The following is a 20947-nucleotide window of genomic DNA, read 5'->3' as shown; positions in this document are numbered from 1 at the left end:
TGCGCGGCGGGGGGGGGCGCCCCCCGGGGGGGGGCGGGGGGGGGGGGGGGCGGCGGGGGGGGGCGCGGGCGCCCCCCCCCCCCGGGGGCGGGGGCCCCCCCCCCCCCCCCCCCCCCGGCCCCGGGAGTCACTTCGGCAGGTCATCACCGATGTGCGTGGCGGCCTTGAACGCCACCTTCAGCGGGGACCAGCCGTTCTCCGTGGTGTGCGGCCCGCCGCCGGCACCGTGGTGCCAGTAGCGCAGGCAGAACCCGCCGGCTCCCTTGGTGGAGCGCAGCGCGCCGTGGCTGATCTCCGGGTCGGAGCACTCGTTCGACCCGTCGCCGTCGAGGTCCTCGTCGAAGCCGTACTTCTGGTGCGCGAAGTACCCCTTGTCGATCGCGGAGGGGTACGAGACGGTTCCGTCCTCAGTGGACCCGGCGAGGCTCCAGTCGATGTCCTTCGCCCACGGGTCGTCCAGGCCGCGGTCGTCCTTCCCCTTCGCGGATTCGTGCAGCTTGTCGATGAACCCGGAGCCGCCGTCCTTCGTCGGCGTCATCTGGTGCCACTGCCTGCTGCACTTCTTCGCCTCGAACTCGTCCTTGGTGCAGCCGTCGCGCAATCCCTGGTGCGGGGTGCCGAGGGTGACGACGTTGCGCACGTCCACCTCCGACGGGAACCCGCTCCAGCCCTCCCGGGTGCCGAGGATCGCGACGCGGGTGATCAGCCCGCCCATCGAGTGCGCGACGATGTCGACCTGCTTCCCCTTCGCCGTGTAGTTCGCGTGGATGTGGTTGGCGAAGTCCTTCGCGATCTCCTGGATGGGCCGGTTCTTGGTGGCCTCCCCGTCGCCGATCACGTCGTCGCAGTGCGCGGAATCGCCCGCGTAGTAGCCGATCGTCCGCAGCGAGCCGCGGTCCCGGCCGCCCGGGTGCTGGTAGTACTCCAGCGCGGTCTTCCAGGTGGAGCTGTTGCAGGACGTCGGCGGGTCGGTGTTGAACCCGTGCACCAGCAGCATCGTCGGCTGCTCGGCCACGGGTGCCGCGTCACCGGCCGCCTGCGCGGTGGCCGGGATGCTCAGGACCAGTCCGGCGGCGAGTGCCGCGGCCGCTCCGCGCCATCGTCGGCTGATCATGTGGATGCTCCTTCCGATCGAGGTCGACGCGGGCCCCAGGTGTTCCCCCGCGTCGCTCCCGACCTCGCGGGCCGCCCGCACCGGCGGGCGTCGCGCCCCCACGGCGATCGGCCGCGAGGTCGGGCCCGGCACGCTAACCCCCGAACCCGCGGCCACGTGGCCGAACGCGCCGAATTGCGCCACCTGGAGCAACGGGGAGCGGCGAGCGCGTCGGTGCTCGGGAGCGCGTCCTCGCACGGCAGCCGGCCGCGGCACCGGGATCGAACCGGACGTCGACGGCGTTCGCCCCGCGGCGGCTTCCCGGAAGGTCCACGAAGGACGGGCCGGCGGCGGTCGAGGAACGCCCCGCCGTGACCACCATCTCGGCGCTCGTCCCGGCGGGTGGCGCTACCGTGGGCCGATGGAGCTGCGGCAGTTGGAGCACTTCCTCGCGGTCGCGCGGCACGGCAGCTTCACCGGGGCGGCGCGCGAGGTGCACGTCGTGCAGTCCGCGCTGAGCGCGTCCGTCCGCAAGCTCGAAGTGGAGCTGGGCTCCGCGCTGTTCGAGCGCACCAGCCGCAAGGTGCTGCTCACCGAGGCGGGCCGCGCGCTGCTGCCGACGGCGCGGCGGATCACCGCCGACGTGGTCGCGGCCCGCGGCGAGGTGGCCGCGGTGCAGGGCCTGTCGCGGGGGCGGGTGTCGATCGGCACCATCCAGACGTTGACGGTGCTCGACCTGCCCGCCGAGCTCGGTGAGTTCCGGCTGCGGTACCCGGGGGTGCGCATCCACGTGCGCGAAGGGATCATGCCGGACCTGGCGAACGCGGTGGTGGCCGGTGAGCTGGACCTGGCGTACGTGGCCGGGGAGGGCCCGTTCGACGCGGAGCTCGTCCGCTTCGGCGAGTGGACCCAGCGCATGGCGTTGGTCTGCCACCCCGGGCACCGGCTGGCCGGTCGCGACCGGGTGCGGCTGACCGAGTGCGGGGACGAACCGTTCGTCGAATTCCTCGGCAGCAGCCTGCAGGCGATGATCGCGCGCGGGTTCGCCGACGCCGGGGTGCGGCTCAACCGGGTCTGCGAGGCCACGCACGTCCCGCTGCTGATCGCCCTGGTGGCGGCGGGGCTCGGGGTGAGCATCGTGCCGGACGTCGTCGCCGAGCGCTCCGGCCTGCCGCACGCGCGGCTGGCGGAACCGGCGCTGGTCCGGCCGATCCGCCTGGTCGGGCGCTCCGCGGAGCTCACCAACCCGGCCGCTCGGGCGCTGCTCGCGCACCTCGTCGGCTGACGGCCTATCCCTCGACTTCCGTTGCGGAGCAGGAAGAACCACGATCCGCCGCGCAGGGTCGAAGACGGGCGGTGGACGCGGGAGCACCGGACCAGGCCAGCAGGCCGGTCGCCGCCAGCAGCGCCAGCAGGGCCAGCAGCTGCGCGCCCGCGAGCCCCAGCGCGAGCGCGAGCAGCAGCGTCCGCGCGGCGAAGCAGCGCATCAACCGGGCCAGATCGCTCGAAGGCATGTCGGGATTCCTCTCGGGGGTGTCGGCGCTCCGGAATGCGTCCGGTGCGCTCGCTCCGAGTGTTCGGCCGATGTCCGCCCCGGTCCAACGACCGTTCTCGATGGCCGCCAGCTGCGGAACAGATGGGTCCTCCCCGATGCGGAATTCGAAGTGTTCATTTCCATTGTCGAACGGCTCCGGAAATCGAATCGTCCGCCCGTTCGTGTGATCGAGTTCCGGTTGCCGGTCGCCGATCAAGATGGTGGCGGCCGGATCGGCTCGCCTACTTCTGGGAAAGGTGTGCCATGCAACGTGTTCTCGTCCGGTTCGGCGTCCTCGCGGCCGCGGTGCTGACCGCGCTGTCCGGAATGCTCGCCGGTGCGGCCGGTGCGGCGTCCGCGGAATTGCGCATCATCAACTCGGCCACCGATGGGAGCCTGCTCCCGCAGAACTACGGGAACAACTCGAACGACGGAATCTGGATGTACGCGTGGAATTCGGCGAGCACCGCCGACGGTGACCGCTGGTCGGTGGAGAACTCCGGCGGTTACTACCTGATCCGCAACGACAAGACCGGGAAGTGCCTCAAGCCGGGCGGCCAGTACTACGGGAAGACCGCGCTCACCCAGGGCGAGTGCAGGCACGTCCCCGAGTTCCAGTGGTCCCTGCCGAGCAGGTCGTTCGGCGGAAACGAGTACAAGATCGTGTCCCGGTCGACCGAACAGGTCGTGGCGCCGTACTACGGCAACGCGCTCAACGAGGTCGTCGTCTTGGAGCCGAACAGCGACCAGGACAAGAACTGGTGGCTCATCGACGCCGCATGAGTGACCCCGCCGCTCGGTTGCCCCCGGGGATCGGGTGGCGGACTTCTCAGCGGTTCCCTCGCTGCGGGATCCATTTCTCGTGCAGCACCGCGGCGACATCGCCGTCTTCGCGAGGGAACCGCTGAGAACTCGCGGGGGTCCGGTTTCTCGGGTGGTCGGCGGCTCGACGGCTTCGCCGCTGACGGGGAACCGGCGGGACGAGTTCGGGGACCGGATCTCCTCCGCTGTGGATTCGGCCCAGCCGACGTGGATCAGGCCAGCAGGTCGAGCCCGGCTCGGACGATGGTGTCGGTGTCCAGGCCGTGGTGGCGGTAGACGTCCTCCGGGGAACCGGACTGGCCGAAGTCGGTGACGCCGAGGGTGGTGCTCGGCACCCGGTTCACCGTCGCCAGGAACGCGAGGGTGTGCGGGTGCCCGTCGCCGATCGTCACCAGCGGTGCCGCCCGGTGCGCGGGGAACGCCTGGTCCAAGATCCAGCTCGACCCGTCCTGGCGCCCCTGCCGTGCCCGTAGCGCGCGGAACAGCAGGTCGGGGCTGGTCACGCACACCACGTCGGTGTCCACCCCGGCCTGGCCGAGGCGGTCGGCGGCGGCCAGCGCCTCCGGCACGGTCACGCCCATCGCGGCGATGGTGAGCTTCGGGTCCGGGGTGCTGCGCAGCGGGTACGCCCCGGCGACGACCTGCCGCCTGCGGCGTTCCCGCGCCGCCGGATCGGCCGGGACCGCGGCGAGGTTCTGGTCCAGCGGCCGGGTCGACAACCGCAGGTAGGCGGAGGTGCCGCCCGGCTTGCCGAGCTGCGCCAGCGAGGCGAGCAGCGCCCACTCCACGTCCTGCGCGAACGCCGGTTCGTAGCTGGTGCAGCCGGGTTGTTCGAGCCCGATGGACGGGGTCTTCACGGACTGGTGCGCGCCGCCTTCCGGCGCCAGGCTCACCCCGGAGGGCGTGCCGACGAGGATGGACTGACCGCCGCTGTAGATGCCGAACGCCCACGGCTCCAGCGCGCGTTCCACGAACGGGTCGTAGAGCACGCCGATCGGCAGCAGCGGCTCGCCCCACCTGCTCCAGGTCGAGCCGAGCTCGCCCAGCAGCCCCACCAGGTTCGTCTCGGCGATGCCCAGTTCCACGTGCTGGCCGGTGGGTTGTTCCCGCCAGTGCAGGATGGTCTCGGCGTCGTCGGCGAACCAGTCCCGGCGCTGCCGCGAGGACCACACCCCGACCTTGTTCACCCAGCCGCCGAGGTTCGTGGTGGAGCTGACGTCCGGGCACACGGTCACGACGCGCCGCGCCGTCTCCGGGGACTGACGGGTGAGGTCCAGCAGCACCCGTCCCAGCGCGGCCTGCGTGGTCGCGGTGCCGGTGGGGGTGCGGCCGATGTCGAGCGGCAGCGCGGGCGGCGCGGTGGCCGGCACCGGTTCGCGGCGCAGCCGGGCCCCCGCCTCGGCGCACAACCGGCCGGCGGCGGTGCCGGCGTCGAACCGCTGCCACGGCCGGTCCACCTCGGCGCCCAGCCGGGGCGCGAGCTCGGCGAATTGCTCGTGGGTGAGCAGCGAGGAGTGGTTCTGCGGGTGCCCCTCGGTGGGCAGCCCGTGCCCCTTCACGGTGTAGGCGAAGATCACCGTGGGCCGGGTGTCGTCGATCTCGCCGAACACCTCGCCGAGCGCGCCCAGGTCGTGGCCGCCGAGGTTGCGGATCGCGGCCAGCAGCGTCGCGTCGTCCAGCTCGGCGATCAGGGCGCCGATGGCCTCGCGCGCCGGGCCGTCACCGGGCATCCGGTCCCGCAGCTGCGCGGCGTCGCAGCGCAGCAGCCGCTGGTACTCCGGGTTCGTCATGGTGTCGATGCGGTCCCGCAGCGCGTCGCCGCCGGGGCGGGCGAACAGCTCCTCCAGCAGCCGCCCGTACTTGAGCTCCAAGGTCTGCCAGCCCGCGGCGGCGAACATGCCGCGCAGTCGCCCGGCGGCGATGTTCGGCACCACCCGGTCCAGGGACTGCCGGTTGAGGTCGACGACCCACACCAGCTCGCCGAGCTCGGCGACGGCCGGGTCCAGCAGCGCCTCCCACACGGCGCCCTCGTCCAGTTCGGCGTCGCCGACGAGGGAGAACTGCCGCCCGGTGCCGCCGCCCCCGGTGGTGGAGCGCACGTAGCGGCGGGCCAGCGCACCCCAGATCGGGGCGGTGGCGCCGATGCCGACGGACCCGGTCGAGTAGTCGACCGGGTCGGGGTCCTTGGAGCGGCTCGGATAGCTCTGCAGGCCGCCGAATTCGCGCAGCGTCGGCAGGTAGCGCTCGTCGAGCTCGCCGATGAGGTAGTTGATGGCGTGCAGCACGGGGGAGGCGTGCGGTTTCACCGACACCCGGTCGTCGGGGCCGAGCTCGTGGAACCACAGCGCCGTCATGATCGACACCATCGAGGCGCAGGACGCCTGGTGCCCGCCGACCTTCAGACCCGAGGGGTTCGGCCGGTTCCGGTTCGCCTCGTGGATGATCGCGGTGGACAGCCACAGCACCCGCCGTTCGATCTCGGCGAGCGCCTCCTGCTCGCGCGTACCGCTGTGCTGGGCGACTGCGTCGTCGGCCATCGGTCGAACTCCTCACGAACCGGGTGACCCGCGGCCACCGCTGGGCATGAATGGTGGGAACTCCACCAACACTTCGTTTTCTGCACAAGTCAGCGCGGCGTGATGCAGCAGAATGCTCAAGTCCGCCCGTGATCGTCCGGAAGGAGCTGAGCAAGGTGCCAAATCAGGACCCGGTCGACGCCGTGGACGCCCGGCTGCTGCTGGCGCTGTCCCGCGCCCCGCGCGCCACGATCAGCGCGCTCGCCGCGGAGACCGGCCTGTCCCGCAACACGGTGCAGAGCCGGGTGAGCAGGTTGGAGGAGCGGGGCGTGCTCGGCTCGTTCGAGCGCCGCGTCGACCCCCGCGCCCTCGGCTACCCGCTGCGCGCGCTGATGACGGTGCAGGTCACGCAGAGCCTGCTGGGGCCGGTGGCCGCGGAGCTGCGCGCCATCCCCGAGGTGCTGGAGGTGGCGGGGATCAGCGGCCCCGCCGACCTGTTCGTGCAGGTCGTCGCCCGCGACACCGATGACCTGTACCGGATCGCCGGACAGGTGCTCGCGATCCCCGGCGTGGAGCGCACCGACACGGCGCTGGTGATGCGCGACCTCGTGGACCACCGGCTCACGCCGCTGCTGGAACGCCGCGCCTACCCGTGACCGGTCGCCAGGTCGGCGGTGGCCAGGTCGAGGACGCGCCGCGCGCGGCGCACCACCGGCGCGTCGATCATGCGGCCGTCCACCACGAGCACGGCCCGGCCGTCGCGTTCGGCGGCGTCGGCGGCCAGCACCACCTTCCGCGCCCGGTCCACCTCGTCGGCGGCGGGGCGCAGCGCGGCGTGCACCCGCGCTACCTGCTTCGGGTGGACGCACATCCGGCCGAAGAACCCGAAGTGCTGCAACCGTCCTGTTTCGGTCGCGTACGAGTCGAGGTCGGCGAGGTCCGCGGACACCGGCGCGGGCGGCGGGTCGAGCCCGGCGGCGGCCGCGGCCGCCACGACGCGGGAGCGCGCCCACCGCAGCGGTTCCGCGTCCACCTCCGGGGAGCAGGTGCCGAGGTCGTCGGCCAGGTCGTACTCGCCGAGGGTCAGCGCCCGCACCTGCGGCACCGCGGCCGATTCCCGCACCCGCCACAGGCCGTCCGCGGTCTCGACGAGCGCCAGCAGCGGAACGTCCACCCGTTCGGCGACGGCCCGCAGCAGCTCCGGCTCGGCCTTGGGCACCACGATCCCCGCGACCGGCAGTCCGGCGAGCGCGGCGAGGTCGGCGGCCAGGTGCTCGTCGCCGTTGACCCGCACCCAGATCCGGCAGGCCCGCACCGGGTCCTCGCGCAGCACCGGGACGAGCTGCTCGCGGGCGGCGGCCTTGCCGTCGACGTGCACCGCGTCCTCCAGGTCGGCGACGGCCGCGTCGGCGGTGTCGGCGGCCCGGCGCAGCCGCTCGGGCCGGTCGGCGGGGCAGAACAGCCAGCTGCGCGTGCTCACCATCCGACCTTCCCCTTCCCGGCGGAGAGGGATTTCGCGATGACGGTGCGCATGATGTCGCTGGTGCCCTCGCCGATGGTCATCAGGATCGAGTCGCGGTAGAGCCGTTCGATCTCGAACTCCGCCGAGTAGCCGTAGCCGCCGTGCACCCGCATCGAGTCCTGCGCGGCCTGCAGCGCGACCTCGGAGGCGAACAGCTTCGCCATCCCCGTCTCCAGGTCGGCGCGTTCGCCGCGGTCGAGCTTGCTCGCCGACCAGTAGGACAGCAGCCGCGCGGCCTGCAGCTGGGTGGCCATCTCGGCGATGCGGATCTGGATGGCCTGGAACTCGGCGATGGGCTTGCCGAAGGCCTTGCGCTCGCCCGCGTAGGACAGCGCCTCGTCGTAGGAGCGCTGCGCGATGCCGAGGCTGCGCCCGGCGATGTTGAGCCGCCCGGTCTCCAGTGCCGAGAGCACCTGCTGCATCCCGCGCCCTTCGACGCCGCCGAGCAGGTTCGCCGCGGGCACCCGCACGTCCTCGAACACGACCTCGCAGGATTCGGTGCCCTTGTAGCCGAGCTTCGGGATGTCCTTGGTGACGGTGAACCCGGGGGTGCCCGCGTCGACGAGCAGCACGCTCATGCCCTTGTGCGCGGGCGAGGCGGTGCGGTCGGTCTTCACCAGCACCGGCAGCGGGTCGGCGTACCGGGCGTTGGTGATCCACATCTTGCTGCCGTTGATGACGTAGTGGTCGCCGTCGCGCTCGGCGGTGGTGCGGATGCCCTGCAGGTCGGTGCCCGCGTCCGGTTCGGTCAGCGCGATGCCGGTGCGGCGCACGCCGGTCGCCAGCTCGGGCAGGTACGTGCGCTTCTGCTCCTCGGTGCCGTGCCTGCTGAGCATCCAGGTGGACACCGAGTGGCTGCCGAGGATGCCCGCCACGCCCATCCAGCCGCGGGCGATCTCCTCGAACACGAGGGTGAACGACACGAAGTCCGCGTCCACCCCGCCGTACTCCTCGGGGATCAGCAGCCCGAACAGGCCGAGGTCGGCCATCTTCGCCACGATCTCGGCGGGGTAGCGGCCTGCGCGCTCCCACTCCTGCGCGACCGGCACGACCTCCGCGTCCACGAAGTCCCGCAGCACCTGCTGGAACTGGGCCTGGTCCTCGTTCAGCTCGAAATCCACGGCGCGTCTCCATTCGCTCCGAAAGCACCTTCGCCGGCCAACCGCTGGAACTCCGCCGCGTCCAGCCCGAGCAGATCGTCCAATGTGGACGAGGTGTGCTCGCCGAGGAAGGGCGCACGCTGGTGGTCGGTCCTGGGCTCACCCGCGCGCACCGGGGAGGCGACCTGCTTGACCTCGCCGAACCGCGGGTGCTCGGTGGTGACGACCATGCCGCGGGCTTCGGTGTGCTCCTCCCGCAACGCCTGCGGGATCGTGTTGATCGGCGCGCACGGGACACCGGCGGCCTCCAGCAGCCCCAGCCACTCGGCGGTGCCGCGCCGCGCCAGCTCCTGCTCGATGAGCCGCACGCAGTCCGCGGAGTGCGCGTAGCGGTCCGAGGTGGTGGCGAACCGCGCTTCGGCGGCCCAGGCGGGGGAGCCGAGCACGTCGACGAACTTCTCCCAGAACTTCTGCTTCGCGCAGCCGATCACGATCCACGAGTCGGCGGTGGGGAAGTTCTGGAACGGCACCAGGCTCGGGTGCGCCGAGTGGTGCGTGCGCTTCGGTTCGAACTCGGCGTTGAGGTGCCAGGTGGCGAGGTAGGTGAGCATGCCGATCGCCGTGTCGTACAGGCTCACGTCGCAGTCCAAGCCGACGCCGTCGCGCCGCGCGCCGTGGATCGCCGACAGCAGCGAGATCGCGGCCACCAGGCCGCCCGAGTAGTCCACCATGGACAGTCCGGACTTGGTGGGCGGCCCGTCCGGCTCGCCGGTCACCGACATCCAGCCGGCCAGGCCCTGCAGCATGTAGTCGTAGCCGGGTTGCTTCGCGCGCGGCCCGGTCATGCCGTAGCCGGACAGCGAGCAGCACACGATCGCCGGGTTCAGGTGCTTGAGGTCGTCGTAGCGGATGCCCATCTTCGCGGGCACGTCACCGCGCAGGTTCGAGTACACCGCGTCGCTGACGCCCACCAGCTTCTCGAAGACCTCGCGGCCGGCGGGGCTGGTGAGGTCGAGCACGACGGAGCGCTTGTTGCGGTTGAACGCCTCGAAGAACAGCGAATCGCCGTCCTCGGCGTACGGCGGGGTCAGGCGGCCGACGTCGCCGCCGAACCGCGGGTCCTCGATCTTGATGACCTCCGCGCCCAGGTCGGCCAGGTGCACCGAGCCGAACGGCCCCGCCCCGTACTGCTCGACGGCGAGGATCCGCACGTCGGCCAGCGGCAGCCGGTTCACCGCGCACCTCCGTCGTCGTCCAGCGACAGCGGGCCGTTCTTGGCGGTGGGGAAGGAGTCGATGGCCTCGGCCTGGTCCCGCTTGTAGATCAGCACGGTGCGGTCGAACGACAGGCACTCGTCGCCCTCGGCGTTGAGCGCGCGGGTGTGCACGTTGACCAGGCCCGCGTACGGGCGCGACTTCGATTCCCGCTTGCCGGTGCAGATCGACTCCCCGTAGAGGGTGTCGCCGACGTAGACGGGGTGGGTGAGCTGGATGTTGTTCATCGCCAGGTTCGCCACCGCCCGCTGGCTGATGTCGCTGACGCTCTGGCCCAGCAGCATCGCGATGGTCAGGCCCGAGTTGACCAGCACCTTCTCGAACGGCGTCTTCGACGCGTAGTGCGCGTCGAAGTGCGCCGGGTGCGTGTTCATCGTGAGCAGGGTGAACCAGGTGTTGTCCGCCTCGCTGATGGTGCGCCCCAGCGGGTGCCGGTAGATGTCTCCGACGACGAAGTCCTCGAAGTAGCGCCCTTGCTGACCTCCGTGCACGGCCACCGCCGCACCTCCTGTTCGTGCCTGTCGCGGACGCGGTCCGGGGGTCGGCCGCCGCGCCGGGAACGCCTCGGAGTATGCGGCCGCCGAGCGCCGCCGCGCAATACGTCAGACAATTGAGTTCCCAGTGTTCCGGCCGGTCCGGTGCGGTCCCGTACGCTGACCGGGAGCGGCCGGAACCCGGTCCGGCGCGAGGAGGAGCGAGGCATCATGGCGGCCACCCGGCCAGGAGGCGGCGAATCCGCGAAGCTGCGGGTGCGCCCGGTGCAGGCGGCGTACCGGCAGGTCGCCGAGCAGCTGCGCGACCAGATCGTCAGCGGCGCGCTGCCCTCCGGGTCGCGGCTGCCCAGCGAGACCGAGCTCGGGAGCATGTTCGGCGTCAGCCGCAGCACCGTGCGCGAGGCGCTGCGCCAGCTCGCCAGCCAGCACCTGATCGACACCACTCGCGGCGTCACCGGCGGCAGCTTCGTGGCCGCCCCGGATGCCGGGCGCATCGCCGACAACCTCGGCGGCAGCCTCGGATTGCTGGTCAACTCGCGCGGCATGTCGGTGGACAACCTGATCGAGGCGCGGCTGCTGCTGGAGCCGCACGCGGCGCGCCTGGCCGCCGAGCGCGCGGACGAGGACGGCCTCGCGGAACTGCGCCGGACCGTCGAGGGCACCGGGCACCTCGATCCGGACGAAGGCTTCACCGTGCACTGGGACTTCCACACCACGCTGGTGTCGATCAGCGGCAACCCGCTGCTGCACGTGATGTGCAGCCCGATCAACGCGGTGCTGCGCGGCCGGATGCACCGGGACCGGATCTCGCGCCCGGCCTGGGACGGCATCGACGAGGACCACGTGAAGATCTACGAGGCGGTCGCCGGTGGCGAGGCCGACATCGCCGAAACCCTGGTGCGCGAACACCTCCTGGGCCTCAAGCCCCTCTACGAACGCATGGAGGACTAGTCCTCCGAGGACTCCTCGAACCGCCTCGGCGAAAACGTCAGACTTTTGTCTTGTGGTGGCGCGGTGGGTGGTTGCACACTGTGCGGGCCGGATGCGGCCGCGCATCCGCCGGGTCATCAATGACGAGGCCGAGGAGGCGCCCATGCCTGCCATCGCGGACGTGCTCGGGGAATTCGCCGCGCGCACCACGCTGCGGGACGTACCCGACGAAGTGCTGCGCCGCGCACGGCACCTCGCGCTCGACTCCGTCGGCGTCGCCTTGGCCGCGGTCGACGAGGAGTTCACCCGGCGCGCCCGGCGCGCCGCCGCCGAACTCGGTCCCGGCGACCAGCCGGTCATCGGGCTCCCGGACCGGCTCGCCCTGCGCGAAGCCGCCCTGCTCAACGCGGTTCTGGTGCACGGCCTCGACTTCGACGACACGCACCTGCCCGCGGTCACCCACGTCTCGGCGAGCGCGCTGCCGGTGAGCATCGCCGCCGCCCTCAAGCACCGGCGCTCCGCCGAGGACCTGCTGCTGGCCTACGTCCTCGGCATCGAGATCACCGCGCGGGTGGGCACCGTCGCGCACGGCGGTTTCCACGCGGGCGGCTTCCACCCCACCGGACTCGCCGGGGCCTTCGGGTCCGCGGTGAGCGCGGGGAAGCTGGCCGGGCTGGACGCCGACGGCATCGCCGAAGCGCAGCGGATCGTCGGCTCGATGGCCTCGGGCATCTTGGAATTCCTCGCCGACGGCGCGTGGACCAAGCGGCTGCACCCCGGGTGGGCGGCGACCAGCGCGCTCACCGCCGCCTCCTTCGCCGCCGTCGGCTGGCCCGGGCCCGAGCAGGTCTACGAGGGGCGATACGGGCTCTACGCCACGCACCTCGGCCCGGACGGCTGGGACGCCACCGAAGCGCTCGACGGGCTCGGCGAACGCTGGGAACTGCTGGCCACCGCGGTGAAGCCGTACCCGAGCTGCCACTTCACCCACGCGTTCGCCGACGCGATCCTGCACCTGAAGCAGGCCGAGGGCTTCAGCGCCGCCGAGGTCGACGTGGTGCGCTGCCACATCCACGAGACGCCCGCCGCCGCCGTGTGCGAGCCGATCGAGCGCAAGCGCGCTCCGCAGGACGACTACGACGCCAAGTTCAGCCTCCCGTTCATCGCCGGGGCCTGCCTGGCCCGCGACCGGCTCACCCTCGCCGAGTTCACCGACGAAGCGTTGGCGGACCAGGAGATCCTGCGCCTCGCGCAGCGCGTGGAGATCGCCGACGATCCGAACAGCCGCTTCCCGCAGGCCTATTCGGCCGAAGTGGAGATCGTGCTCACCGGCGGACGCAGGCTGCACCGCCGCGAGGACGTCAACCGCGGCCACACCGAACGCCCGCTGTCCGATGCGGACATTCGCGCGAAGTTCGCCGACAACCTCGGGGGCGACGCCCGGTCCACGATGGACGGGGTGCTGGCGATCGGCGGCGCGGGCGGCGCGGCCGACTACGCCGAAGCCCTGCGCGCGGCCTGACCCTCCCCACCCCTCACCCCTAGGCGGTACCCCCATGTCCGGAACGGCCGCGGAACCCGCGTGCGCGAACAGACCCGCCACCGCAGGACGTCCGCTGTCGGCGGCCCGCATCGCCGGCTCGTCGTTGCTCGGCACGCTCATCGAGATCTTCGATTTCATCATCTACTCCTTCATGGCGGCGTTGGTGTTCGGGCCGCTGTTCTTCCCCGGCGCCTCCCCGTGGATGGGCACGCTCGCCGCGCTCGCCACGCACGCCGTCGCGTTCGGGATGCGCCCGTTGGGCGCGCTGCTGTTCGGCAAGCTCGGCGACAGCCGCGGCAGGCGCACCGCGCTGCTGACCTCGATGCTCGTGATGGGCGGTTCGACCGTCGCCATCGGACTGCTGCCGCCGTTCGCGGTCGCCGGGTTCTGGGCGCCGGTGCTGCTGGTCGTCTGCCGCCTGCTGCAGGGCCTCGCCGTCGGCGGCGAGTGGGGCGGGGCGGTGCTCGTCGCCGTCGAACACGCCCCGGCGAAGCGGAAGTCGCTCTACGGCGCGTTCGTGCAGCTGGGCACGGTGCTCGGCATCGGGCTGGCCAGCTCGGTGATCCTGGTGGTGAACCTGTGGGTCAGCGAGGACGCGTTCCTGTCCTGGGCGTGGCGGCTGCCGTTCCTGGCCAGCGCGCTGCTCATCGCGCTCGGCCTGGTGCTGCGCAGGCGCCTGGAGGAGACCCCCGCGTTCCTCGCGGAACTCGCCGAGCGGGAGAGCGGGCAGCGCAGCGCCCGGCCCACGGTGCGCGCGGTGTTCCGCGACCACGGGCTCGCGCTGCTGGCCGGATCGCTGATGTGGTCGGCGTCCTGCTCCTTCCTGTACGTGCTGATGACCGGGCTGGTGGCGTACACGAAGCAGTACGTGCCCGCGCTCAGCGCGGTGGACGTGCAGCTGGGCCTGGTGCTCGCCTCGCTGCTGCTGGTCGTGCTGACGGTGGTGTTCGCGGTGCACGCGGACCGGTGGGGCCGGGAACGGCTCACCGCGGGGTCCGGGATCGTGCTGGTGCTGTGGGCCTTCCCGGCATTCTGGCTGATCGACGGCGGCGGGTTCGGCGCGATGCTGCTGGCGATGCTCGTCGGCACGCTCTGCTACGCGGCGTTCAACGGTGCGGTGCCCTCGCTGCTGTCCGAGTTGTTCCCGGTGGACGCCCGCTACACCGGCACCGGGCTGTGCATCTCGTTCGGCACGGCCGTCGCGGGCGGGCTGCTGCCGATCGGCGCGCTGGCACTGGTCGGTTCGTCCGGCGGTTCCTCGGTGCCGCTGTCGTTGACCCTGGTGCTGTGCGGGGTGCTCACGGTGCTCGGGATCGTGCTGGCTCGGCGGCTTCCCCGGTACCGCTGAGCCCGGGAGCTCGGCTCGTCCCGCGCGCTCGGGCCGGGCCGGGGATGCCGGCGGCCCCTCCGGTGCCTCGCGCCGGTACGACCGCGGTGCTCGGCCGCGCGCCGGGCACCGCGGTCCGCGCGGAGGAGCCGCCGGCCATCCGGTCGCGGAGCGGATCCGTTCCACCGCAACGGGTGCCGGTGCCGCACCCGCCGTCGTCGCGCGAGCGCGGACGGTGAGCACCGCGGCGGCGCTGTGATCGGTTCCACAGCACGCGGCCGTGCTCGCCGCCCGGGCGCGCCGCCGCTCGTGACACCCTGTGGGACTGTCCGAACAAGCGCATCCGGCGCCGCTGAAAGGCCACCATGACCCGGTTCCCGCCCGTCGACCGAACCGCGGCACCCCCGCGCGCCGCCCGGACGGCCGGAGCCCTGGTGGCCGCCACGCCCGGACCCGCGCGGAATAGGGTGCGCGGCGAAGCGGTTGCGGAGTGATGTGGTCGGTGTCGTGCCGCATCGACCGATCCGCGCCGGAGGTCCGCCGCAGCGGACCGGTCGGCGCCGGTCCCGACGCGTTCGAGGTCGTCGCGCCCGCACGGCGCTGCGAGGACCCGCGCGACGGCGCTCCGACCCGCGGCGTTCAACGACGAGTGCCACGAAGTTCCCGTGACCGTGGCGATGGGTGAGGTAAGCGAACCAGCATGAGCATCAAGATCGGGTACAAGGCCTCCGCCGAGCAGTTCGCCCCGCGCGATCTGGTGGAGTTCGCGGTGCAGGCCGAGGAGAACGGCCTGGACAGCGTGATGGTCTCCGACCACTTCCAGCCGTGGCGGCACAACCAGGGCCACGCGCCGTTCGCCCTGTCCTGGATGAGCGCCGTCGGCGAGCGCACCTCGCGCGTCCAGCTGGGCACCAGCGTGCTCACCCCGACGTTCCGCTACGAGCCCGCCGTGGTGGCGCAGGCGTTCGGCACGCTCGGGTCGCTGTACCCGGGCCGGGTCATGCTCGGCGTCGGCACCGGTGAGGCGCTGAACGAGACCGCGGTGACCGCCCGCGAGTGGCCCGAGTTCAAGGAGCGGTTCCGCCGCTTCCGCGAGGCCATCGACCTCATCCGCACCCTGTGGCGGGAGGACCGGGTCAGCTACGAGGGCGAGTACTACCGCACCTCCAACGCCACCATCTACGACCGCCCCGAAGGCGGGGTGCCGATCTACGTGGCCGCGGGCGGGCCGATGGTCGCCAAGTACGCGGGCCGCGTCGGCGACGGCTTCATCTGCACCAGCGGCAAGGGCATGGAGCTCTACACCGACAAGCTGCTGCCCGCGGTGGAGGCCGGTGCGGAGGCCGGCGGCAAGAACGCCGCCGACATGGAGAAGATGATCGAGATCAAGCTCTCCTACGACCCGGATCGCGAGCGCGCCCTGCAGAACACCCGGTTCTGGGCGCCGCTGTCGCTGCCCGCCGAGGTCAAGCACAGCCTGGCGGATCCGGAGGAGATGGAGAAGGCTGGCGAGGAACTGCCGATCGAGCAGGTCGCGACCCGCTGGATCGTGGCCTCCGATCCGGAAGAAGTGCTCGCCGAGGTGAAGGCCTACCTGGACGCCGGTTTCGACCACCTGGTGTTCCACGCGCCGGGATCGGATCAGACGCGGTTCTTGGAGACGTTCGGAGCAGACGTAGCACCGCGCCTGCGTGAACTCGCCGGCTGAGGTTTTCCGGCTCCTTCTTCGGAGGGGGTGGGTGGCGGAACCTCAGCGGGATTCTCGCGAGGACAGCTTTTTCCCTCGTGGCGGAGCCACTCGGGAAAAAGATCCCGCAGCGAGAATCCCGCTGAGAACCCGCGGCGGTGCCGGTGTCTCAGGTGGTCGTTTGCTCAGCGGCTTCGCCGCTGACAGGAAGGACGATGGGGCCTGGTAGCGGCTGGTTTTTCTTTGGGTTGGGAACGCTCCCTCCGCCTGGTGGTGGGGGGAGCGTTCTGCTGCGGTCGTCCACTTCGGACTTGGTCAGCCCAGGGCGTTCACTGCGATCTTCGTGGCTTCGACGATCAGCGCGTCGTCGTAGTCGGCGTCCACCGCCGCGCGGTCCGACAGCACCGACAGCATGATCGGCGCCCGGTTCGGCGGGTGGATCACCGCGATGTCGTTGCGGGTGCCGTGGTCCGCGGCACCGGACTTGTCGCCGACGCGCCAGCCCGCGGGCACCCCGGCCGGGATGAGGTCGGTGGTGAGCGTGTTGGCGCCCATCATCTCGTTGAGCAGCGCCCGCTGCTCCGGCGCCAGCACGTCCCCGGTGGTGTAGGCGCGCAGGCTCGCGGCGAGCGCGCGCGGCGTGCTGGTGTCCCGCGGGTCGCCGGGGGAGGTCCGGTTCAGGTCGGTCTCGGTCCGGTCCGAGCGGGTCGTGGTGTCGCCCAGCCCGCGCAGCGCGGCGGTGAACTCGGCCGGTCCGCCGAGTTCGCGGAACAGCAGGTTCGCCGCGGTGTTGTCGCTGTAGCGGATCGCGGCGTCGATCACCTCGCGCAGGGTGAGGCCGTCGGCCACGTGCTGCTCGGTGACCGGCGAGTTCTCGACCAGGTCGGCCTGCGAGTAGGTGATGCGGCGGTCCAGGTCGGCGGGGGAGTTGCGCCGCAGCACCTCGCCGGAGGACAGCGCCTTGTGCGTGGAGGCGAACGCGAACCGCTCGTCGGCGCGGTGCACGACCTCCCGGCCGGTCCCGGTGTCCAGCGCGTACACCCCGAGGCGCGCGTCGAACCGCCGCTCCAGCTCGTCGAACTCGGCCTGCCGCGCGGTGGCGGCGGACGCGGGGGGAGTGGCGGCCGAGGTGGCGGGCGCGGCGCTCACGCCGCCGGTGCACCCCGTGAGGGTGAGCGCGGCCAGCGCGGCGACCGCGACCTGGTGGAAACGCTGCTTGAGCACGGGTCTTCCCTTTCGTCACTGCCCGACGAGCCGGTGCGGCCGTCGGCGCGACCAGTCTCACCACTCCGCGGCCATGCTGTCCAAGACGGAAACCGAGGTTCTCATGCGGATCCGGCATACACTGCGGTCGTGGACTTGGTGGGTGGGTGCCGGGCGTTCGTCAGCGTCAGCGAAGTGGGCAGCTTCACCGGCGGTTCGGCCGCCGCGGGCATCCCGCAACCGGTGGCGAGCCGCCGCATCACCGCGCTGGAGCGGCATCTCGGGGAGCGGCTGTTCGACCGCTCGGCGCGGCGCGTGCTGCTGACCCCGTTCGGCCGGGACCTGCTGCCGCGGGCCCGGCAGCTGGTGCGCTCGGCCGACGCCCTGGAGCAGGACGCGAAGCGGGCCCGGCTGCGCCCGGTGCGGCTGGCGGTGCCCGCGACCTGCACCACCCGCGCGCTGGCCGAGCTGGACGCGGCGGCGCGCACCCACGAGCTGTTCCTGGAGTTCCGGCGCGCCGACCCGGCCGAACGGGTGGACCTGGTGCGCACCCTCGACGTGCGGGCCGCGCTGGTGGCGGTGCCCGCGGACGAGGCCGAGTGGTCGGTGCCGCTCGGCGTCGCCGGTACGACCGAGCGGCACCGCGGGCCGGTGCACCTGGATTCGTTGCGCGCCGGCCGCGCCGAGCGCTCGCCGCGGCGCCGGGTGTGGATCCAGCCGGAGGACGACGTGCCGCACGTGCGGGACCGGTTGTTGCGGGTGCGCGACGCGGTGGGGCTCCGGCCCGCGCAGGTCGCTGTGGCAGAGTCGCTGAGCGCGGGCGCCGCCGAGGCGCTCGGATCGGCGGACCTGCTGCTGTGCTCGGCCGAGCAGGCCGTCGAGTTCGGGTTCTTGTGGCACCCGGTCGCGGAACTGCCGCTGGCGCGCGGCTACGGGATCACCGCGGAGGCCGGGTACGACGCGGACCTGCTGCGGACGGCGCTGCGGGCGGACGTCGCCTGCTGCCTCGGCGCGGTGGACGGAACCGGACTGGAGAACGGGTGAACGCGGAAGCACTGATCGGCGAACTGCTCGCCGAACTCGACGACGGCGGGCTGCGCGGCTCGTTCCTGGTGCGGGACCTCGATTCCGGGCGCGAGATCGGCATCGAACCGGACGTCGCCCACCCCGTCGCCTCCCTGATCAAGATCCCGCTGGTGGCGGCGACCCTGGAACGCGTCCGCCGCGGCGAACTGGACGGCGCCGCCGAGGTGCTGGTGCGGCCCGGGGCCATCACCACGCCCGGACCGACCGGGCTGAGCCGGTTCCGGCATCCGGCGCGGGTGGCGCTGGACGACCTGATGTACCTGGCGGTGGCGCTCAGCGACAACGTGGCGGCCGACGCGCTGTTCGCGCTCACCTCGCCGGCCGAGGTCACCCGGATGCTGCGGGAGTGGGGGCTGCGCGGCATCACCGCCCGCCACCTGGTCGGCGACCTGTCGGAGACGCCCGCCGAGCGCTTCGCCGCCGCCGACGTGCACCTGGCCCACGCGCTGGCCATCGGCGCCCGCACCGCGGATCGCGGGCATCCGCTCGCGCAGCTCGACGTGACGCGCGCGAATTCCGGGTCGGCACGGGATTTCGTGGACCTGCTGCAGGAGTTGTGGCGGCCCGACCGCATCGCCGAACCGGTCGCCGAGCGGACGCGGGAGCTGCTGGGCGCGAACCTGCTGCGGCACCGGCTGGCCCCGGACTTCAGCTCGGACGCGACCACGTGGTCGTCGAAGACGGGCACGCTGCTGAACCTGCGGCACGAGGTCGGCGTCGTCGAGCACGACGACGGGCACCGGTTCGCGATCGCCGCGCTCACCGAGTCCCGGGTGCCCGCCGCCACCCAGCCGGAGGCCGAGTTCTTGATGGCTCGCACGGCCCGGAGGCTCCGCGACCACCTCCGCCGCTGGTAGTCCGGTCCTGAGCGACGATCGGGCGGTGGGGGCGCCGGGTCAGCCGGGCAGCGCGCCGATCTCGGGCCGGGCGCCGGCGAAGGTGCGCCGCAGGTCCCGGTCGGCGAAGCGGTCCCCGGCCCGTTCCAGGTGGCGGCGCCCGCGCCGGCTGCGCGCGACGAGCCCCGACTTCACCAGGTTCGCCGCCCAGATCGGGGGAATCGCCCAGCTCGGCGTCACCGGCAGCGCCAGGTCCCGCAGGCCCTGCTTGCCGAGGAAGAAGCGCAGCATGCTCAGCAGCCGAAGCCGCGCGTACCGCCCGGCCAGCGGACCGCGCCCCAGCGTCGGCTGGCCGTCGACCAGCGCACCGGACAGCGCCGCGCCGGCCGGTGTCACGTCGTCCTGCACGCGCAGCACGTGGTAGTTGAACCGGTTCTGCTCGCGTTCGGTGTCGAACAGGAAGTCCTCGTCCACGCCCAGCAGCCAGCCCACGTACTTCCAGGCGTGCATGATCGCCCGCGATTCCGCCGGGGTGACCAGCCAGCCGAGCGCCCGCACCCCCAGCAGCAGCGTGCCGTTGAACAGTCCCAGCGTCGCCGCCTGGTCGGCCTGGTTGATCGGCAGCCCCCAGCGCTGCACGTCCCACCGCCCGTTCGTCTCGAAGCGGTGGTTGATCAACGCGTGCATGGCGCGGACGTGCACGGTCAGCCGGAATCCCTCGCCGTCGCGGCGCATTCCGCCGGGGCGGCTGGTGGCCAGCGCCCACTTCTTCGTCTCGCCGAGCCGGCGCATCGCGGTCGCGCCGGTCAGCCCGCCGGTCGCCACCAGCAGGTCCGGTGGGCCGCCGAACCGGTAGCCGCCGATCAGCGACAGCTGCAGCAGCACGTCGTCCACGTTGCGCCCCATCCGGCGGATGGCGCGCGCCCCGCGCTCCACCAGGTCGGGATCGACCCAGTCGGGGGTCCGCTCCACCACGGCGAAGAACTCGCGCAACGCCGCAGGCGCGTCCGGCGGCACCCCGTCGTCCAGCGCACGGGCGAACTGCGCCATCGTCACCCGCTGCTCGGCGGGGACCTCGCGGCCCATCGCGCGCACCAGCCGCGCCCCGGGCTCGTCGCGGGTGAACATCCGCCGCCCGATGCGGTCCACCAGCTCCTCGTCGAGCTCGTCCACCCGGGCGGCCAGCCGCAGCACCCGCCCGATCCGCCGGGAGCGCTCCGGGGCGCCGAAGAACCGGTCCGGGTACACCGCCCCGGGAGTGCGTTGCGTCACAGGTGAGGTCATGCCGATGATGCTGACACGAAGATTCATTCGCGTTCAATTCGCGTTTCCGGAGGTGCCCGTGGCCGCTCGAACCCGGCGTCCGATGCGGCGCGAGCCCAGCCAGGAGCGCTCCCGCGCGATGGTGCGGCGCATCCTCGACGCCGGGTACGAGGTGCTGCTGGAGCACGGCTACGACCGGGCGAGCACCGGGCGCATCGCCGCGGCGGCGGGCATCAGCCCTGGGTCGCTGTACCAGTACTTCCCGGACAAGCACGTGCTGCTCGGCGAGGTCGTGGACCGCTGCGCCGACCGGCTGCGCACTCGCATTTCGCGCGCGTTCGTCGCCAACCTCGCGGGCGGCTCGCTGCCGGACGCGGTGCGCGGCAACGTGCTCGCGCTCATCACCGCGTTCGAGGAGAACGCGGGCCTGCTGCGGGTGCTCTACGAGCAGCTGCCGCCGAACGCCGACACCCGCCGCGCCGACTTCAAGCACCGCATCGACGAGCTCGTCACCACCGCCCTGCTGGGGTACCTCCCCGGCGGTGCCCGGGCCGACGCGGTGGCCTGGGTGCTGGTGCGGACCGTGGAGAACCTGGCGATCAGCTACGTGCTGGACCCGCCCGAGGTGGACCGGGAGGACGCGGTGGAGGAGATCACCGCGCTGCTCACCGGTTACCTCGCGACCAGGCTCGATCCGGAGCGACGCTGACCGAGGGC

Annotated in this window: 19 protein-coding genes; 10 read left to right on the top strand and 9 right to left on the bottom strand. The window is 72.5% G+C overall.

Annotated features, from left to right (window positions below; translation table 11 throughout):
- Nucleotides 1–127: 127 nt before the first annotated feature.
- Nucleotides 128–1114: a triacylglycerol lipase gene (locus tag LCD33_RS12360; protein ID WP_224977867.1), complete on the bottom strand. Its 987-nt coding sequence runs from the start codon at nt 1112–1114 to the stop codon at nt 128–130.
- A 400-nt stretch (nt 1115–1514) separates the two neighbouring features.
- Here LCD33_RS12360 and LCD33_RS12355 point away from each other — a divergent pair, with 400 nt between their 5' ends.
- Entirely contained in the window at nt 1515–2378 is an 864-nt protein-coding gene (locus LCD33_RS12355) for a LysR family transcriptional regulator (protein WP_224958643.1), read from the top strand.
- 4 nt (nt 2379–2382) lie between these two features.
- Here LCD33_RS12355 and LCD33_RS12350 read toward each other — a convergent pair whose 3' ends face one another.
- The gene (locus tag LCD33_RS12350) at nt 2383–2607 is read right to left on the bottom strand and encodes a hypothetical protein (RefSeq protein WP_224967304.1); all 225 of its coding nucleotides are present in this window, start codon (nt 2605–2607) and stop codon (nt 2383–2385) included.
- A 284-nt stretch (nt 2608–2891) separates the two neighbouring features.
- Here LCD33_RS12350 and LCD33_RS12345 point away from each other — a divergent pair, with 284 nt between their 5' ends.
- Nucleotides 2892–3410 carry an RICIN domain-containing protein gene (locus tag LCD33_RS12345; RefSeq protein ID WP_224967303.1) on the top strand — a complete coding sequence of 173 codons (519 nt, stop codon included), beginning with the start codon at nt 2892–2894 and terminating at the stop codon, nt 3408–3410.
- A 251-nt stretch (nt 3411–3661) separates the two neighbouring features.
- On the opposite strand, the gene LCD33_RS12340 is transcribed toward LCD33_RS12345, so the two are convergent.
- Nucleotides 3662–5986 (bottom strand): pyruvate dehydrogenase, encoded by a 2325-nt coding sequence (locus tag LCD33_RS12340; RefSeq protein ID WP_224967302.1) that lies wholly within the window; start codon nt 5984–5986, stop codon nt 3662–3664.
- Between the two features lie 128 nt (nt 5987–6114).
- Here LCD33_RS12340 and LCD33_RS12335 point away from each other — a divergent pair, with 128 nt between their 5' ends.
- Nucleotides 6115–6621 (top strand): Lrp/AsnC family transcriptional regulator, encoded by a 507-nt coding sequence (locus LCD33_RS12335; protein WP_224958650.1) that lies wholly within the window; start codon nt 6115–6117, stop codon nt 6619–6621.
- On the opposite strand, the gene LCD33_RS12330 is transcribed toward LCD33_RS12335, so the two are convergent.
- Genes LCD33_RS12330 through LCD33_RS12315 form a run of 4 tightly spaced genes read right to left on the bottom strand, consistent with a single transcriptional unit; the run spans nt 6612 to nt 10358 of the window.
- Nucleotides 6612–7448 (bottom strand): CoA ester lyase, encoded by an 837-nt coding sequence (locus tag LCD33_RS12330; RefSeq protein WP_224967301.1) that lies wholly within the window; start codon nt 7446–7448, stop codon nt 6612–6614. The two genes, LCD33_RS12335 and LCD33_RS12330, sit on opposite strands and share 10 nt — an antisense overlap.
- The gene (locus LCD33_RS12325; protein ID WP_224958652.1) at nt 7442–8608 is read right to left on the bottom strand and encodes an acyl-CoA dehydrogenase family protein; all 1167 of its coding nucleotides are present in this window, start codon (nt 8606–8608) and stop codon (nt 7442–7444) included. The genes LCD33_RS12330 and LCD33_RS12325 overlap by 7 nt, the downstream gene beginning before the upstream one ends.
- Nucleotides 8593–9822, bottom strand: coding sequence for a CaiB/BaiF CoA-transferase family protein (locus LCD33_RS12320; protein WP_224958653.1), 1230 nt, complete (start codon nt 9820–9822; stop codon nt 8593–8595). Before LCD33_RS12320 ends, LCD33_RS12325 begins: the two co-directional genes overlap by 16 nt.
- Nucleotides 9819–10358, bottom strand: a complete 540-nt coding sequence (locus LCD33_RS12315; RefSeq protein WP_224958654.1) for a MaoC family dehydratase — start codon at nt 10356–10358, stop codon at nt 9819–9821. Before LCD33_RS12315 ends, LCD33_RS12320 begins: the two co-directional genes overlap by 4 nt.
- 207 nt (nt 10359–10565) lie before the next feature.
- Between LCD33_RS12315 and LCD33_RS12310 the strand changes: the two genes are divergently transcribed.
- From LCD33_RS12310 to fgd, 4 genes are all read left to right on the top strand, one after another.
- Nucleotides 10566–11306 carry a FadR/GntR family transcriptional regulator gene (locus LCD33_RS12310; RefSeq protein WP_224958655.1) on the top strand — a complete coding sequence of 247 codons (741 nt, stop codon included), beginning with the start codon at nt 10566–10568 and terminating at the stop codon, nt 11304–11306.
- Nucleotides 11307–11448: 142 nt separating this feature from the next.
- Nucleotides 11449–12807, top strand: a complete 1359-nt coding sequence (locus tag LCD33_RS12305; protein ID WP_224977866.1) for an MmgE/PrpD family protein — start codon at nt 11449–11451, stop codon at nt 12805–12807.
- 34 nt (nt 12808–12841) lie between these two features.
- Nucleotides 12842–14176, top strand: coding sequence for an MFS transporter (locus LCD33_RS12300; RefSeq protein ID WP_224958657.1), 1335 nt, complete (start codon nt 12842–12844; stop codon nt 14174–14176).
- A gap of 679 nt (nt 14177–14855) precedes the next feature.
- A complete protein-coding gene (gene fgd / locus LCD33_RS12295; RefSeq protein WP_224958659.1) occupies nt 14856–15863 on the top strand; it encodes a glucose-6-phosphate dehydrogenase (coenzyme-F420) in 1008 nt (335 codons plus the stop codon).
- 294 nt (nt 15864–16157) lie between these two features.
- Here the strand turns inward: fgd and bla are convergent, their stop codons facing one another.
- Complete coding sequence (gene bla / locus LCD33_RS12290) at nt 16158–17066, bottom strand: class A beta-lactamase (RefSeq protein ID WP_224977865.1); 909 nt, start codon at nt 17064–17066, stop codon at nt 16158–16160.
- Nucleotides 17067–17195: 129 nt separating this feature from the next.
- Between bla and LCD33_RS12285 the strand changes: the two genes are divergently transcribed.
- Both LCD33_RS12285 and LCD33_RS12280 read left to right on the top strand, forming a co-directional pair.
- Entirely contained in the window at nt 17196–18089 is an 894-nt protein-coding gene (locus LCD33_RS12285; protein WP_224977864.1) for a LysR family transcriptional regulator, read from the top strand.
- Complete coding sequence (locus LCD33_RS12280; protein ID WP_224962323.1) at nt 18086–18988, top strand: serine hydrolase; 903 nt, start codon at nt 18086–18088, stop codon at nt 18986–18988. The genes LCD33_RS12285 and LCD33_RS12280 overlap by 4 nt, the downstream gene beginning before the upstream one ends.
- Before the next feature lie 39 nt (nt 18989–19027).
- Here the strand turns inward: LCD33_RS12280 and LCD33_RS12275 are convergent, their stop codons facing one another.
- Nucleotides 19028–20251: an oxygenase MpaB family protein gene (locus LCD33_RS12275; protein ID WP_224962321.1), complete on the bottom strand. Its 1224-nt coding sequence runs from the start codon at nt 20249–20251 to the stop codon at nt 19028–19030.
- Nucleotides 20252–20309: 58 nt separating this feature from the next.
- Between LCD33_RS12275 and LCD33_RS12270 the strand changes: the two genes are divergently transcribed.
- On the top strand, nt 20310–20939 hold the full coding sequence (locus LCD33_RS12270; RefSeq protein WP_224962319.1) for a TetR/AcrR family transcriptional regulator: 630 nt from the start codon (nt 20310–20312) through the stop codon (nt 20937–20939).
- The last annotated feature ends 8 nt before the right edge of the window (nt 20940–20947 follow it).

The organism is Saccharopolyspora sp. 7B (genome assembly GCF_020177435.1).
In the GTDB taxonomy this organism is placed as follows: domain Bacteria; phylum Actinomycetota; class Actinomycetes; order Mycobacteriales; family Pseudonocardiaceae; genus Saccharopolyspora_C; species Saccharopolyspora_C gregorii.
The sequence above is the reverse complement of the archived record's forward strand: the minus strand, read 5'-3'. Positions and strand labels throughout refer to the sequence as shown.

What these genes read in the sequence shown, in the direction of transcription:
- LCD33_RS12360 (WP_224977867.1), bottom strand. Translation starts at nt 1,114, where the DNA reads ATGATCAGCCGACGATGGCGCGGAGCGGCCGCGGCACTCGCCGCCGGA.
- LCD33_RS12355 (WP_224958643.1), top strand. Translation starts at nt 1,515, where the DNA reads ATGGAGCTGCGGCAGTTGGAGCACTTCCTCGCGGTCGCGCGGCACGGC.
- LCD33_RS12350 (WP_224967304.1), bottom strand. Translation starts at nt 2,607, where the DNA reads ATGCCTTCGAGCGATCTGGCCCGGTTGATGCGCTGCTTCGCCGCGCGG.
- LCD33_RS12345 (WP_224967303.1), top strand. Translation starts at nt 2,892, where the DNA reads ATGCAACGTGTTCTCGTCCGGTTCGGCGTCCTCGCGGCCGCGGTGCTG.
- LCD33_RS12340 (WP_224967302.1), bottom strand. Translation starts at nt 5,986, where the DNA reads ATGGCCGACGACGCAGTCGCCCAGCACAGCGGTACGCGCGAGCAGGAG.
- LCD33_RS12330 (WP_224967301.1), bottom strand. Translation starts at nt 7,448, where the DNA reads ATGGTGAGCACGCGCAGCTGGCTGTTCTGCCCCGCCGACCGGCCCGAG.
- LCD33_RS12310 (WP_224958655.1), top strand. Translation starts at nt 10,566, where the DNA reads ATGGCGGCCACCCGGCCAGGAGGCGGCGAATCCGCGAAGCTGCGGGTG.
- LCD33_RS12305 (WP_224977866.1), top strand. Translation starts at nt 11,449, where the DNA reads ATGCCTGCCATCGCGGACGTGCTCGGGGAATTCGCCGCGCGCACCACG.
- LCD33_RS12300 (WP_224958657.1), top strand. Translation starts at nt 12,842, where the DNA reads ATGTCCGGAACGGCCGCGGAACCCGCGTGCGCGAACAGACCCGCCACC.
- fgd (WP_224958659.1), top strand. Translation starts at nt 14,856, where the DNA reads ATGAGCATCAAGATCGGGTACAAGGCCTCCGCCGAGCAGTTCGCCCCG.
- LCD33_RS12275 (WP_224962321.1), bottom strand. Translation starts at nt 20,251, where the DNA reads ATGACCTCACCTGTGACGCAACGCACTCCCGGGGCGGTGTACCCGGAC.